General features: G+C 44.6%; 12 protein-coding genes. 7 read left to right on the forward strand and 5 right to left on the reverse strand.

What is annotated here, in order from left to right; translation table 11 throughout:
* The 3 genes from ACYX4O_RS05550 to pelG are packed head-to-tail and all read left to right on the forward strand — an operon-like array spanning nt 1 to nt 4689.
* Entirely contained in the window at nt 1-1836 is a 1836-nt protein-coding gene (locus tag ACYX4O_RS05550) for a DUF2194 domain-containing protein (protein WP_476355321.1), read from the forward strand.
* Nucleotides 1833-3254, forward strand: coding sequence for a GT4 family glycosyltransferase PelF (pelF, locus tag ACYX4O_RS05555; RefSeq protein ID WP_476355322.1), 1422 nt, complete (start codon nt 1833-1835; stop codon nt 3252-3254). The genes ACYX4O_RS05550 and pelF overlap by 4 nt, the downstream gene beginning before the upstream one ends.
* The gene (pelG, locus tag ACYX4O_RS05560; RefSeq protein WP_476355324.1) at nt 3235-4689 is read left to right on the forward strand and encodes an exopolysaccharide Pel transporter PelG; all 1455 of its coding nucleotides are present in this window, start codon (nt 3235-3237) and stop codon (nt 4687-4689) included. Before pelF ends, pelG begins: the two co-directional genes overlap by 20 nt.
* A gap of 431 nt (nt 4690-5120) precedes the next feature.
* Here the strand turns inward: pelG and ACYX4O_RS05565 are convergent, their stop codons facing one another.
* The 3 genes from ACYX4O_RS05565 to ACYX4O_RS05575 all read right to left on the reverse strand — a co-directional run bounded on the left by ACYX4O_RS05565 (nt 5121) and on the right by ACYX4O_RS05575 (nt 8440).
* Nucleotides 5121-6131, reverse strand: a complete 1011-nt coding sequence (locus ACYX4O_RS05565) for a class F sortase (protein WP_476355326.1) — start codon at nt 6129-6131, stop codon at nt 5121-5123.
* Nucleotides 6132-6233: 102 nt separating this feature from the next.
* Nucleotides 6234-7559, reverse strand: coding sequence for a copper amine oxidase (locus ACYX4O_RS05570; protein ID WP_476355328.1), 1326 nt, complete (start codon nt 7557-7559; stop codon nt 6234-6236).
* Nucleotides 7560-7732: 173 nt separating this feature from the next.
* The gene (locus ACYX4O_RS05575) at nt 7733-8440 is read right to left on the reverse strand and encodes a winged helix-turn-helix domain-containing protein (RefSeq protein WP_476355329.1); all 708 of its coding nucleotides are present in this window, start codon (nt 8438-8440) and stop codon (nt 7733-7735) included.
* Between the two features lie 194 nt (nt 8441-8634).
* Here ACYX4O_RS05575 and ACYX4O_RS05580 point away from each other — a divergent pair, with 194 nt between their 5' ends.
* The gene (locus tag ACYX4O_RS05580) at nt 8635-9303 is read left to right on the forward strand and encodes a type 1 glutamine amidotransferase domain-containing protein (protein WP_476355331.1); all 669 of its coding nucleotides are present in this window, start codon (nt 8635-8637) and stop codon (nt 9301-9303) included.
* 436 nt (nt 9304-9739) lie between these two features.
* On the forward strand, nt 9740-11242 hold the full coding sequence (gene dacB / locus ACYX4O_RS05585) for a D-alanyl-D-alanine carboxypeptidase/D-alanyl-D-alanine endopeptidase (protein ID WP_476355332.1): 1503 nt from the start codon (nt 9740-9742) through the stop codon (nt 11240-11242).
* Nucleotides 11243-11285: 43 nt separating this feature from the next.
* Here the strand turns inward: dacB and ACYX4O_RS05590 are convergent, their stop codons facing one another.
* Nucleotides 11286-12191 (reverse strand): oxidoreductase, encoded by a 906-nt coding sequence (locus tag ACYX4O_RS05590; RefSeq protein ID WP_476355334.1) that lies wholly within the window; start codon nt 12189-12191, stop codon nt 11286-11288.
* Between the two features lie 608 nt (nt 12192-12799).
* Between ACYX4O_RS05590 and ACYX4O_RS05595 the strand changes: the two genes are divergently transcribed.
* Nucleotides 12800-13114 (forward strand): hypothetical protein, encoded by a 315-nt coding sequence (locus tag ACYX4O_RS05595; RefSeq protein WP_476355335.1) that lies wholly within the window; start codon nt 12800-12802, stop codon nt 13112-13114.
* A gap of 46 nt (nt 13115-13160) precedes the next feature.
* On the opposite strand, the gene ACYX4O_RS05600 is transcribed toward ACYX4O_RS05595, so the two are convergent.
* The gene (locus tag ACYX4O_RS05600) at nt 13161-14072 is read right to left on the reverse strand and encodes a methyl-accepting chemotaxis protein (protein WP_476355336.1); all 912 of its coding nucleotides are present in this window, start codon (nt 14070-14072) and stop codon (nt 13161-13163) included.
* A gap of 229 nt (nt 14073-14301) precedes the next feature.
* Here ACYX4O_RS05600 and ACYX4O_RS05605 point away from each other — a divergent pair, with 229 nt between their 5' ends.
* Nucleotides 14302-14481, forward strand: coding sequence for a hypothetical protein (locus tag ACYX4O_RS05605; RefSeq protein WP_476355337.1), 180 nt, complete (start codon nt 14302-14304; stop codon nt 14479-14481).
* Nucleotides 14482-14499 lie beyond the last annotated feature (18 nt).

A 14499-nucleotide genomic window follows, 5' to 3' on the forward strand; every position in this document is an offset into this window, starting at 1 on the left:
GTGAAGAATATTCACGCTACGTTTGCTGTCATTATTTTCGCTATACTTCTATGCGTTGCGCTATTGCAGTGGGGGAGAGTATCGGCTGTTTATACATGGTTCCCACTGGCAGATCAAGAAGAGAAGCGATTCCAGACGATGAGCTCGGATGTAAGGGAGCAAGATGGGACACCTATTCAGATTAGTCTGCTAGAGAACGACAGCACAGACTCGAAGGAAGCTATAGACAACGTTCGGTACGCCCTTCAATATGCCAAAATTCCGTTTCAAACCGTAACAGAAGAAGCTCTTTCATCCCTTGAGCCAAGTCCTAATCATATTGTAGTCGTTGCCGGAGAACATGCGAAAGAATGGCCTTTTAAGGAGATTGAATCGTTCGTAAACCGTGGGGGACGGCTGATGGTGGCGTTACGATATGGAGGAGTGAGGGGAGAATGGAACGACCTAGTAGGAATCGAAAGCTCCAATGGTTTCCTCAAAACCCCCCAAACAGGACTCACGTTTGAAAAGCCACTGTTCCCAGGCTATCCTAACCTTTCATCGGACCAAACGCTCTTCTCTCATAGTCAATTAGATATTACATTAAAAGAAGAAGCAGAGCTCTACCTATCAGTGAATGATTACCCTGTCATGTGGACATACGACTACGGGGAAGGGAAGGTGGGGTATTGGAACACGACCATCACAAAAGATAAAGGGACTAGAGGGCTCCTCTTGCAGTCGCTATCCCTATTACCTCCTGCCTTAGTCATGAATCAGGTGGGCATCAAGATTAGTTATTTAGATGATTTTCCTTCACCTATTAAAGATGGAACGGTAGAGACAATCGAGTACGGTGATTTTGTAAAAGACGTTTGGTGGGAGAGTATGCAGGAGTTGCAGGAGGCTTATGATCTCGTTTATACAGGAGCCGTCATTGGTACGTATGAAAAACGTCAGCGTTTAGGGGCGGATGAGTTAATCGAATTAAGAGAGTATCCGATGGTGTACTACGGTCGTCAAATAATAAAGGGAGGCGGGGAAATAGCCCTTCATGGTTACAATCATCAGCCGCTCGTGGTCACGGAAGATGAGATTCCTGTGGATGAAGACCATGGATACGTTCCATGGAAGCGGAAATCGATCATGAAGAAGAAGCTGAAGGAAGCCGAAGAGCTTTTCCATCATTATTTCCCTGAACAACAGTTCCAATCTTACGTTCCTCCTTCAAACATATTAGGCCCGACAGGATTAGAGGCGCTTATGGAGTCGATCCCCTCTTTAAACGTAGTGGCTTCCCTTTATTACGGAGAGGAAGGCGGGGAGTCGTTTATCCAGGAATTCGAGTTCGACAAAACGTATGCTGATCTTTACCACTTTCCACGGACGGCAAGTGGTCACGGGGATACAGAGGAAGATTTCTTCTTAATGACTGATGCGTTGGCGAACCTTGGAATTTTCTCACACTTTATTCATCCTGATGACCGGACAGACCCTGACCGTGCCAAGGAAAGGGATTGGGAAGAAATGCAGGCGGATTTGGATAAGATGTATTCTTTCTTGACCACTCATTTTCCTTATTTAGAAGGCATGACCCAACAAAAAGCTAGGGAGAAGCTAGTAACCTATCAGCAATCCACCATCGATGTTCACTACGGGGATCATACCATCACGCTATCTGGTGAACACTTGCTAGATCCTTCTGTGGCTCTCGTTCGACTGCAAGCAGGGAAGCGTCTCGAGGCAGGTGAGTTCTCATTTGGGACAATAACTTCTATGGGAGATTCATCAAACTTGTACATCGTCACGCTACGTCAACCATCTGTCACACTTGAAATAAAGGAGGATGAGGCATGAGAATTGGCTTAATTGTAGAGGGCAGTTACCCCTATGTAAGCGGCGGGGTGTCGAGTTGGATTCACACCATTATTCGGCAAATGCCTCATCATGAGTTTGAGATTATCTCGATTAACCCAACTCGCTACACCGAAGAAGACATGCAGTATCGATTACCTTCAAATGTCACAGGTCTTCATAACCTTGTTCTGAATCAAGATGAGGAGAAACGCTCCAAGGGGCGATTTAATTTAGAGGAGGACGATATTCAATCTTTAGAGAGATGGTTGATGTTTGAAGAAGTTGATACGAACGCCTTATTCGTAATGGGTGATGCAATCCCTTCAAGTGAACAGTTTTTTACCAGTCGCGTGTTTTATGAAACGGTGAAAAAGAGCTATCACCTTGAACCGCATCATGGGTCGTTTATTGATTTTTTGTGGATGTGGCGGGGGATGTTTGAGCCGGTAATTAGACTTCTGCACCAACAAGTCCCGAAGGTGGATTTAGTCCATAGCGCTTCAACCGGCTATGCAGGGCTACTTGGAGCTTATATGGCCAAAGGTCAACAGATCCCCTATTACGTAACAGAACATGGCATTTACTCCAGAGAGCGTGAGGAAGAAATCTTGCAGGCTACCTGGATTCCCTCTTTTTACAAAAAGCATTGGATTAATTTCTTCCATCACCTATCAAGACAAGCATACATTGAGGCCGATCAAATTCTCACGTTGTTTAAGAATAATCAGGATCATCAGCTTGGTATTGGAGCTGATTCAAAGAAGACAGCTATTATTCCGAATGGAGTGGATTATGAGCGGCTATCGCAACTTCCTAGTGACGAAACAAAGCGCCCGTTTCGGATTGGTGCAATAATACGGATCGTTCCGATTAAAGATGTGAAAACCATGATTACGGCTGCCAAAATTTTAGAGCAAAGAGGTCGAGCGTTTGAGTGGATCATAATGGGACCTCTCGATGAAGACGAAGAATATACAACGAAATGCCAGATCCTCATTAAGCAAAATGGACTTCAGAACATGGTGAAACTTGTGGGGAAGGTTGATATTGTTGACTACTTGCCAACGTTTGATGTTGGGGTGTTAACAAGTATCTCAGAAGGGCAGCCATTAGCTGTTCTAGAAGGGATGTCATCAGGGTTGCCGTTCGTTGTAACCGATGTGGGTGGATGTGCTGAGCTCATCTATGGGAGGGACGATGATCCCTTTGGTCCAGCTGGGTTCGTTGTGCCCCCAGTACATCCGGACCTTGTCGCAGACAAGATCGAATGGTTCATGGATTATCCGAATGAACGGAAGCATTTCGGAGAAAATGGACGAAAACGCGTGGCAGCTTTTTATCAATACCATCATATGATTGATCAATACCGCGAACTTTACAGGATAGGGGGGACTGTTTATGGCGGGCATCGGATTTAAACTACAAAAGCTCTTTCAAGAAGATTACTATTCCTCTAGATTTAAAGCCTATGCCTTTGCGGGCCTTGTTACCTCCGGCCCCTGGCTCATTGTCCTTCTAACCATTACAATCATTCAATGGCTTTCGTATTTTATGTCTGGTGTAGAGCTTGCTGAACGAGAAATCTTTACTCTATCTGTCGCGTATTGTTTCATCTTTTCTCAAGTCATTTTAGGCATTCAACACTTAATCGTAACCCGTTATGTTGCGGACTTATTCTATGAAAAATTGTATGATCGGTTATTCCCAACTTTCCTAGGGGTTAGCAAAGTAACGATTCTGATCTCACTGACGGTTTGGGTACTATTTGCGTTTTACTCGCCCCTTCACTTAGGATACAAGATTGTTCTGTTAACGTTGTTTATGACTATTAATCTCATTTGGGTCATGTTTATTTTCTTAAGTGCAGCTAAGTATTACCAAGCTGTTGCCTACAGCTTTTTAGTAGGAGGGGGTATTGGGATCTTATCTGTTCTTCTCATTCCGCTTGTGCCCAGCTCATTCCCCATTTCGATGTCCCTTCTCATGCTTCTCGGGTTTACGTTAGGGATGGTGGTGACTCTTTTTGGATTGATGTTTGCCATGCTCATGACATTTCCAAACTGTAATCGAGAGGGTCAGTTCTCTTACTTGGCCTACTATGACCGTTACCCTGCTCTATTTGGTGCAGGTTTTTTATACAACGCAGGGATTTGGGTGTGTAATTGGATTATATGGTTCGGAGAGGGCGGGACGGTTGTTGCTGGTACGTTCTTGACCAATCGTCTTTATGACACAGCTATATTCTGGTCGTATCTAACGATTATACCAACGCTTGTTATATTTGTCGTAGCGGTGGAAACCCGCTTCTATGAACGATACCGCACCTTTTACGGGTTTATTAACCAAGGTGGAACCTATGACCAAATAGAGCGGGCTAAAGATAAAATGAATCACGTATTGCGTCAAGAAATGGCCCGGCTTCTGCGCAGTCAAGGCGTTGTCTCCTTCTTAGCCATACTCTTCTCTGCCTGGTTCGTTGCCTGGGTAGGGATGGACCGTGAAATCGGAGAAATCTTCCGAGTGACAACAGTAGGCGCCTTTTCCAATGCTATGGTCCTTGTCATCACGCTGCTACTGTTGTATTTCGATGATCAAAAAGGAGCGGTATGGACAAGCGGCCTATTCTTCACTCTGAATGGCGCAATCACATGGATGCTTCTCTTTAAAGGAATTGACTGGTACGGGGTCGGCTTTGCCATAGGCTCCACCAGCGCTTTTTTGTTTGCAGGCGCACGTCTAATCTACTTCCTTCGTGAAGTCGATTATTACACTTTTTGCAGACCGGTCGAACGAGAAAGGGGAGATGGGTTTCAGCGGTTAGGAGAGAGGTTGAACCGGATTCGGGTTTTTTGAGGGAGAGAGTAGGAGGAGGTTCGGGATTGGGAGGGCAAGCCCCCGCTGGTGATCTGGCGGGGGTTTGGTGTGTGGTTTAAGGGGGGATAGTGGCTCAAGTTCGGGTGTGGCGGCTCAAGTGGGGAGATAGTGGCTCAAGTCCGGGCGTAACGGCTCAAGTTGGTAGTGAACTGGCTTAAGTTTGAAAGAGAACGGCTCAAGCGCTCAAAATAACGGCTCAAGTCATGCCCTGGGCGGCTCAAGCTAGCGGGAAACGGCTCAAGAAGAAGTGGAATGGCTCAAGTTAGCGAGAAAACGGCTCAAGCGTCGCCTCACTCTGCCCGGATCCGCTCTGCTCACCACGATTCGATGGCGAGTCCGGCTAAGACGTCGATAAACGAACAAAAAAACTCTCCACAAGGGGAGAGTTTAAAAAGAGATGGGCTTTCAGGTTATTCGGCTGTTGCTTTTTTCGATGGCTTCGACTCATTTCCGTTCTCATCGACAGCGGTGACGTAATACGTATACTCTGACGCATCAGGGTCGGTATAATTTTTTCGTTCAAAAGAAGATACGCTGGCTACTTTCTCAAATGTTTCTCCGTCAGCGCTACGGTAGACGCGGTAGCCAATGACATCTTCATCACGTACGGCATGCCACGTTACGAACGTGCCGCTTACTTCAACTTTCTCAGGAGATTTCAGTTCTTTCTCCACTTCTTTTTCCTTCGTTTGCTGCTCATCTTCTTTCAGTTCTGTATAGACGACTAAGCGTTCTAGATGGTTGTTGGTTTCATGATCGAATGTTCCGGTACAGGTAATCAAGTTCAAGCGCTTCTTATCGGTTGTACCGAAAATCTTTTCGATTGGGGAATTGTCATAAGGATAACTCTCCAAAGCTTTAACGACATACGTTAGCTTTTTGCCGTTTTTGTCTGTAACCGTCACCTCATCGCCTTTTTGAAGATCTTTTAAATAGAAGAAAACAGCTGGGCCTTTGTAACTGTCGACGTGCCCTGCGATGACGGAATTACCAGTGTTACCAGGCTTCGTACCAGGTTCAAACCAGCCAACGGTCTCTGTGCTGTCTGGTACTCCCATCTGGCCGTTGTCGAGAATGCCAACTTTCTCAATTTCTGTGTCCACGTCAATAGCTGGGATCGACAGGTGGGTTGGAACAATTCCTTGGTCTTCCTGTTCCATGGGATCATCGGTGTTAACATTTGAAGAATTCAGATTTTCAGCTTTATTTAGAACCGTAAACTCCTGCTGTAGGGGGTCTTTCTGTTTATCATCTCCCTGGTTTAAATACGATGATTCTTCCACATTTGTTACTTGTTCAACTTCCTCTCCTTGCTCCATCTGCTTCTCTTGATTAAGAAGGTTGGCGAAAACATTATTTTCATAGCCGAGAAGGAGAAGAAAAGCCATGCCTACAATTCCAAAGTAAACCTTCCATTTCATACCCATCACCTTTCTTTTTGATACCTATTTAGTAAAAGGATAGCATAACGGAAAAAAAGAGGGGCGAATGGCCCCTCAAAGAAATCCGATTGTGTGCAGGGACTATGCACGCTTTCTAGTCGCTAGCACGCCGCCTGATAAGAGAACAAGGATTCCAAATGCGGCCCACATCCAAGTTGAGCCAGTTTGCTCGCTTGTGCCAAGTCCTGTATCTGGCATTTCAGATGGCATCATTTTGTACGTATCTGGCATTTGCTTCACAATGGCTTCACTTAGCGTTTCGCCAACGTTGTACATGTACGAGAATCCTTTATCAAATGATTCGTAAGTGGACGTATAATCGCCATTTACATAGTGGTCAAATGTCATAAGAACATCTTCTTCATGCATCCAAACCGTTTCTTTCGCGCTGTCTTCTGGAAGTTTTCCGTCCGTTGCTTGAGATAAAAACATTCCGAATTCTTCAGAGAAATCTTTCAAACGGTCTTCAGCTTGTTTTCTTTCATCTCCATTGTCCTGAAGGGTAGCTGCTACCACTTGTGATTGAGCTGCAATATGGTCTTTCTGCCACACTTTCTCAAACTGATCCGCAGCTTCTGCTCCATAAATGGACTTAATAGCTGCTTTGAAATCGGCTGTTTGCTGATCCTCAGCCCATGTCACGAAGTCATAATCTTCCGCCTGGTCGTACCCTTTTTGCATTTCTAAAGTCGCCAATGCAAAGTGTTCAGAAGCAAGCTGGTTTAGAGTAGAGCGAAGGTCCGCCGCTTTTGTATCGACCATGGTGTGGTTAAATTGGTCTTTATTCTGGGTTACGATTGCACCAGATAGTGCTTTACTAATATCAAACATGCGGTCAAAGCCGGTGCGGAATGATTGATAGGCCTTTTTATAGTCCCCTTCAACATAAGCGTTGAAAACATCTTGTACATCTTGTTCGTGGGCACGTAATACTTTCACTGCCGTGTCTGCAGGCAGGTTACCCCCAGTTGCTTCGCTTAAGAAGTTCCCTAATTCTTTCGGGAATTCCTGATTGAGCTGTTGCCTTGCTTGCTCCGCAGCTTCCTTATTTCCATTCTTTACAGCTTCAGCAAACCCTGGTGTATTCTCGTACTGAGAGTCAAAGATTTTCTCGAATTGCTGAGCGCCTTCTTTTCCATAAATCGATTCAATGGCTTTCGTTAAATCATTCGCATTTCGTTCAAGCGCCTCATTAACTGCTTCAACATCTTCAGCGCCATCGTACGTTTTCGTCATAGAAATTGTTTGATAGACAAAGTGATTGGATAGAAGTTGGCTTAACGTTGCTCGTAAATCAGCAGCTGGTGTCTTAGCCGTTGGTCCTGAGTCCGTTTGGGCCATGGATACCGATGGCACAAGTAGTAGTAAGGTCATCGTTAGTGCAAATACTTTTTTCAATAGTTTCATAAATCGATTCTCTCCTTTAATAAAGTTTTGTATATGAGGTTTTGTTTTTTTCTTTCACATAGCTATCGGGAGAGAAATCGATTTGGATCACCCTTTTTTGAAAAAAATCTAGAAAAATAAAAAAGACTTCCTGATCAGGTAGGGCGATCGCCTGATGGGGAAGTCTGGATGCGTTATTTACGGAACAAGTTAAGCAATCGCTCTAAAGGACTCTTAGAGTTCTTTACCGTTACTTCAAGCTGCTGGTTAAAGGCGTTCTGCGCTTCCCATTCTTTCTGCTGGTCTTCACGGATTTGACGCAGCTCTTGTTGTAACGCTTCGCTTTTTTCCCGCTCTTGTTCGAGTAATGTTTCATATTGAGTTTTTTGTTCTTCAATCATTTTATCCATCTTGGTATGAGTCTTTTGAGAGAAGTTACCGACTCCAGAGCTAATGACGTGGTGGTCTTGCTGGAGGCGTGAGACAGTCGTCTTCAAATCATCCATATCTTGCTTAAGCTGCACATTCATTTCACGTGATGCTGCTAGTTCAGTAGCAAGGAGTTGCAGCAATTCATGAGTTTGTTTTGGATCCGATAAATTTTGGTTATATGTACCTGCCGTCGCGATCGCTCGTTCATTATAACCGCTTAACATTTCCTTTTGTTTCGCTACAACCTCCTGGGCTGCTTCATCTTGGGTGAGGGACGTTTCTTTAATCGCTCGAATCGATTCCACATCTGATTTAACGAAAATTCGCCGGTCGCCATCTTTAAAAAATTCATAACCGTTCCGTTCCAGGATTTGGCCATATCGACGTACGGTCGTGGTAGCGATTCCTACTTCTTCGGCCACTTCTTTCGTGGAAAACGCTCGTTCATTTTGTTGTATGTCGTGTCGCATTTTCGGCCTCCTTTTCCTCAAATATGAAGGTTTTCTGGGAATTTTGCAAGCGACAATAGATGGGTTTTAAGCGCTTGTCGTAAATCGAGTAGAAAATTTTTTTGATGAAAGATGAGTATCATTGAGGAGAAGAGGGTATAGAGGAGGATGTGAGACGATATAACAGTATTAAGATTTTTAGAGGAGGAACAATCATGTCTAAAGATATACTAATGGTCGTGACCAATCACACTAAATTAACAGATCAACATAAAACAGGCCTATGGCTTGAAGAATTCGCAGCCCCTTACAATATGTTTAGAGAACAGGGCTACAATGTACGCGTTACTTCTATTTCAGGAGGTAAAGTCGAGCTAGATCCAAACAGTGTACCTGATGAGGAGACACCGAAATGGACAGAAGCACGTTTACAACTTGAAGATACAGAAGAACTAACAAAAGACATTGTCGACGAAGGTTATGACGCCATCTTCTTACCAGGTGGCCACGGCGCGATGTTCGACTTCCCAGATAGTGACTCGTTGCAATATGCCCTTCAACAAATGGCTGAAAATGACAAAGTAATTGGCTCCGTATGCCACGGACCAGCCGGCCTTGTCAACGCTACCTACGAAGACGGCACTCCAATCGTGAAAGGCAAGAAAGTCAACGCCTTCACAGATTCAGAAGAACGTGGCATGGAATTAGAAGACCATATGCCATTCTTACTTGAAAGCAAACTACGCGAACAAGGCGCAGAATTCGAAAGTGGCGAAGACTGGACTGACTACTCCGTCCGCGACGGAAAACTCGTAACCGGTCAAAACCCAATGTCATCTGAAAGCACGGCTCAGAAAGTCATTGAGGTGCTAGTCGAATTCTAAAATAGATATAATGATTGAAGCTGCAAAGGTCTAGAGACCTTTGCAGCTTTTTTTGGTGTATTGTGGTGGGGCGGGGGGGAGCGACGGCTCAAGAAGAGGGTGTAACGGCTCAAAAATTTCGAAAAACGGCTCAAGAGAAGAAAATAACAGCTCAAGAGCAGGGTGCGACGGCTCGAGTTGGGAGAGGACGGCTTAAGTTCCGTCATACTGGCTCAAGATGAGAAGAAACCGGCTCAAGTCATCCCCCCGCTCCCCCTCCCAGCTCCCATCTACATCTTTCTAACTGAATGAACTCAAAGCCTAGGGGCATCATGTATAAGGCTAAAGTCATAAAGAATGTCATACAATGGTTCTGTTTTCCATCTATCCCCTTATAAAAAATTGAATTTTCTGTATTCTTTGGTAGTGTTAGGAATACTACATGATTCAAGGAGGAATGAAATTACATATGTTTTCAAAGAAAGGTAAACAAATCATTGTCCTGTTTCTAGCTTCGTTTTTGTTAATGGCTCCTTATCAGTCCGCTCCCGTTACTGAGATTAACGCGACGGATGAAGAGGAGTCGTTGTCCTCTAAGCTGACTGGTATTTTAAGTGATGAGAAATTGGACGGGGCACTTGCTGGGGTGAGTGTTCGTTCGGCTGGGACGGGTAAGGTGATGTATGAATACAATGAAGATCTTCGCTTGAAGCCGGCTTCGAATATGAAGCTGTTGACGGCTGCGGCCGCGCTTGACACGTTAGGGGCTGAGTATCGTTTTCCGACAGAGGTTTTGGCTGATGGGGATATGAAAGGGGGCAAGTTGCACGGTAACTTGTATCTGAAGGGTAAGGGTGATCCTACTTTAATGAAGGAAGACTTCGAGGAGATGGCAGAGGCTTTACATGAGGCGGGCGTTCGTGAAGTTAAAGGGGACGTAATTGCCGATGATACATGGTACGATGATGTACGATTGTCAGAGGATATTTCTTGGAATGATGAAACGAACTACTATGCAGCTCAAGTATCTGCGCTAACAGCAGCGCCGAATGAAGATTATGACGCCGGTACGGCGATTGTTGCTGCGTATCCGGGTGATGAAGAAGGTGAGCAAGCTGACGTTCAAGTAACACCAAAGACGGATTACGTTGAAATTGTGAATCGAACAGAAACAGTAGGGGCTGATGAGGAAAAAGACATTTCGATCGTACGCGAGCATGGGACGAATCAAATTGTTGTCGAAGGCACGATTCCGGTTGACGGAAGTCGTTCTCGTTCGTGGGTGGCTGTGTCTGAACCATCAGGTTTGGCATTAGACTTATTCCACCAGGCTCTAGAGGATCAAGGAATTAAAGTGAAAGGCGAGAAGCAGCTGAATGGAGAGACTCCGGATCAGGCAAAACAGCTCGTTTCTAAAGAATCCATGCCCCTTGAAGAGCTGCTAATCCCGTTTATGAAGCTGAGTAACAATGGACATGCTGAAGTGTTAGTGAAAGAGATGGGGAAAGTCACCCATGGTGAAGGCAGCTGGGAAAAAGGGTTGAATGTGGTAGAAGACTACTTATCAGGTATTGGCGTCGATGCAGATACGATGCGTCTACGCGATGGATCTGGCATGTCGCACGTCAACATGGTGCCGGCTAATGAAATTTCGGACCTCCTTTACAAAGTGAGAAAAGAGGAGTGGTTTGATCATTATTTGGAGTCTTTACCTGTAGCGGGTGACAGCGGCCGCTTTGAAGGAGGGACACTCCGTTACCGGATGGGCGATACGCTGGCAGAAGGGAATGTCCAGGCTAAAACAGGTTCCTTAACCGGTGTGACGTCCTTGTCTGGATATGTAACTGCCAAGAACGGGGAAGAGCTGATTTTCTCTATTATTCTTAATAACTATTTAGATTCTGCGCAAGAGATTGAAGATGAGATTGCGATTACGCTGGCCAATTATGAGGAGGAATAGAAAACGGGACTTGTTCTACATGAACAAGTCCCGTTTTATTTACCTATACAGTAAACGGAACACCCGTCAATCGTTCTGATTCTTTCCATAAAAGATCAGCATCGTTCACATCAAGAGCCCGCGTTTTCGGTTCTACAAGGACAGGGTCGCCTTTTACTTCCCATTTGCCAGATGGGCCGTAGTACTGGCCACCCTTCGCATCCTTGTCCGTTGCGGCGCGAATGCCTGGGAGGGCTCCGTCGTAAGCACTTTGAGTAACCCGTTCAAGCACGCCTCGTAGCATCTTGAATAAGAACTTATTTTCAATGTGTCTTGCTAAATTCGTATTTGCACCGCCTGGGTGGGCAGCGAGAACTTTAATATCTAAGTCCGCACGCTCAACGCGGCGCTGTAGTTCATAGGTGAACAGGAGGTTCGCTAACTTGGAGCGAGAGTAGGCCTTCATAGGAGAATAGCCTTTGCCGCCTTCATACATTAAGTTATCGAAATCAAGGTCGCCTTGTTTGTGAGCATTGCTGCTGATGTTCACAATTCGAGCGTGATCTCCCTTTTTCAAGTGATCGAATAGAAGGGAGGTGAGGGCGAAATGGCCGAGGTGGTTAGTGCCTAGCTGTTGCTCGAACCCGTCTTCTGTTGTTCCGTAAGGGGTGGTCATGACACCTGCGTTGTTCATCAAAATGTCTAGCTTGTTGTATTTGGTTTTAAATTGATCGGCGAATGTATGAATCGATTGAAGGCTAGCTAAATCAAGCTCCATCACATCAATGTTGGCTTGAGGGAACATGGAAAGAATGCGGTGGGCAGCTTGCTGACCTTTCTCGAGAGAGCGACAAGCTAGAATAACTGTGGCTCCTTTTGTAGCATAGACGCGGACAGCTTCTTGCCCCAATCCGCTATTGCCGCCTGTTACGATAATGGTTTGTCCCTGCATCGAAGGAATCTTGTCCACTGACCAGTGGTGTGGAAACATATTGAACACGACCTTTCTTGTTGGTGATGTAGCTATTCTCATGGTAAACGTTTGTGCTTCGTATGAAAATGATTAGGCATTGAGACATGAAAAAAACTCTAAGTGCGATCACTTAGAGCTTTCTTCTAATCAACCTTCTGACTTTTAGACTGGGCGGAAAATTCCTTTTCAGTAGGGACCATCGAAGTAAATAAAAAGGAAGAGCTGAGCACAACGGCGATCACGAAAAGAAGCATGTTGACCCCCTCGTTCTCAAAATCACCAAAAATACGCAAAAGTATAAGAATGAGAGAGATTGGGCCGAGTATGAAAGGTGCGAGAAAGCGCGAAACGCCGACGTGGCGGATGCCATTCGCGATATAATAGATTCCTAAGATTATAGGAATCAAATAAAGGATATAGATCATCTTTCCACCCCATTTTGTTCCAATTCATCTTGTTCCATTATAACACCTAAAGTGGTAAAATCATACAAAAATGGGCATAAAGGATGAGAATGTAGATTTCTCTCTCTTCTTGAGGTGCTCAAAAAAGAAGAAATATGGTAGAGTTTGGGTGAGATGAATTTGGTAAAGGAGGGTGTGAATGTGGAAATTCTTGAGTGGATTCTAGTAGGGGTCTTGGTAGTAGCTGTGTTTTACGCGGTGAATAAATGGGCTTTCTCCTATGCAGGTAGCGATTTTAAAAAGCGGCTTTGGGCGGGAATGTTGTTCATCTTCTCCACCCCGCTATTGATGTTTGCTATTAGTATGGGGATTACGTTAATAGGAAAAGGGGAAGGGCTGGCTGGAACGATCGGAGTGCTAGCTTCTGTTCCGTATTTCATAAATGGCCTTGTCGTGTTTTTGAGTGCTTTTCGCTTAGTGAAGCCTTCTGAAATTATAGGTAGTGAAGAAAGTTAGCCATACGTAAAAAAAAGCTACCGTCCGTATGCGGTAGCTTTGTCATCTATAGAATAGTAGAGAAATCCTTGGCCTGATTTTCTAGCGTATGTGCAGCTTTAAGGATGTTAGCGAAGTCCTCGAGGGCATCTTGTACTTGCTGTTGGCTATGTTGGATGTTTGATTGAGCCTGTTCGGTGCCGCTTGTAATGGTATTGATCTCATTTGAGATAGACTCAATGCTCGTCTTAACCTCTTTAATGGAACCGTCTACTTTCTCTGATAGTTTTTTTACTTCTTTTGCCACCACGTCAAACCCTCGTCCATGTTCACCAGCTCTTGCGGCCTCAATCCCTGCGTTTAAGGCAAGTAAATTAGTTTGAGCGGCAATATCTTTAATCGTCTTCACAATTCCTTGTATGCTTTTTGCATCTTGTTGAAGATTGTTTAGCGTCTGAATATTTGAATTCGAGACTTCTGATATGCTTTCAATCGTCTTCAAAAAGTTCTGGCTCCGTTCAATACCAAACTGCGATTTTTGAGTGAGATCTTCTGACATCGCTTCTAATTTACTCGATACCGAATGAATCGTATTCTGACGGGATGTGATATTTGTGGCCACCTTAAACACGCCTACGACTCGTCTTGAATCATCTTTCACGGGCATATACGTAGCTTCGAGCCAAATGGCATTGCCCTTCGCATCTTTCCGCTTAATCTTATCTTGAAAAGACTTTCCTCTCTCTAGGTCCCGCCAAAATGTTTCATAGGTTCGATCTTGTGTAAGCTCAGGAAAACAAAGCTCCCTATGTAACATTCCGTACATCTCGTCTCTTGTGTATCCAAGAGCTTTAGCGAAGTTCTCATTCACAAACTGTACTCGGCGGTTTAAATCAAACCGGATTGTGGCAAGGTTATCTTCAATCGCCTGCACCACATGGTAATCATGAATGTTTGTTTGTATATTGGTTGTCGTCATGGTCTTTCCCCCTTACTTTTTATGATAGATTTCCTTATGGGAACAATCAACTAAAAACCATCCTAGTAATGGAATTCGATTATTATTTTAGTGGGCAAGAAGGATGTGTGCTCTCTTCTTGAGGGTGTTCATATGCCTTTAGGAGAGGCCTCTATTTTTTAGTCGATAGTTGAGCAGGGATAGATGTGTTACCATAGTTGGAGGAATTCATAGGAGGAGTCCTACACTTATGAAAACATTTTTATTCTACCTGATGATCGTCTTAGCTCCGATTTTTGCAATCTCTTTTTTCTATTCGATTTTTACAGCAGGCACTATTCCTGTCATAGATGGGGCGGCAGCTGTTGTTTGTGCATGGAATGCCCGCTCGTTGCAAAAGAGTAGAAGAGCTCAAAAAACTTCATCCTAAAAAGGAGAAGCGTTTCTG

This window comes from Pontibacillus sp. ABV4_188 (assembly GCF_056311905.1).

Coding starts and splice junctions, on each gene's coding strand:
- dacB (WP_476355332.1), top strand. CDS start 9,740: ATGAAATTACATATGTTTTCAAAGAAAGGTAAACAAATCATTGTCCTG.
- ACYX4O_RS05570 (WP_476355328.1), bottom strand. CDS start 7,559: ATGAAACTATTGAAAAAAGTATTTGCACTAACGATGACCTTACTACTA.
- pelG (WP_476355324.1), top strand. CDS start 3,235: ATGGCGGGCATCGGATTTAAACTACAAAAGCTCTTTCAAGAAGATTAC.
- ACYX4O_RS05565 (WP_476355326.1), bottom strand. CDS start 6,131: ATGAAATGGAAGGTTTACTTTGGAATTGTAGGCATGGCTTTTCTTCTC.
- ACYX4O_RS05605 (WP_476355337.1), top strand. CDS start 14,302: ATGAAAACATTTTTATTCTACCTGATGATCGTCTTAGCTCCGATTTTT.
- ACYX4O_RS05575 (WP_476355329.1), bottom strand. CDS start 8,440: ATGCGACACGACATACAACAAAATGAACGAGCGTTTTCCACGAAAGAA.
- pelF (WP_476355322.1), top strand. CDS start 1,833: ATGAGAATTGGCTTAATTGTAGAGGGCAGTTACCCCTATGTAAGCGGC.
- ACYX4O_RS05580 (WP_476355331.1), top strand. CDS start 8,635: ATGTCTAAAGATATACTAATGGTCGTGACCAATCACACTAAATTAACA.
- ACYX4O_RS05600 (WP_476355336.1), bottom strand. CDS start 14,072: ATGACGACAACCAATATACAAACAAACATTCATGATTACCATGTGGTG.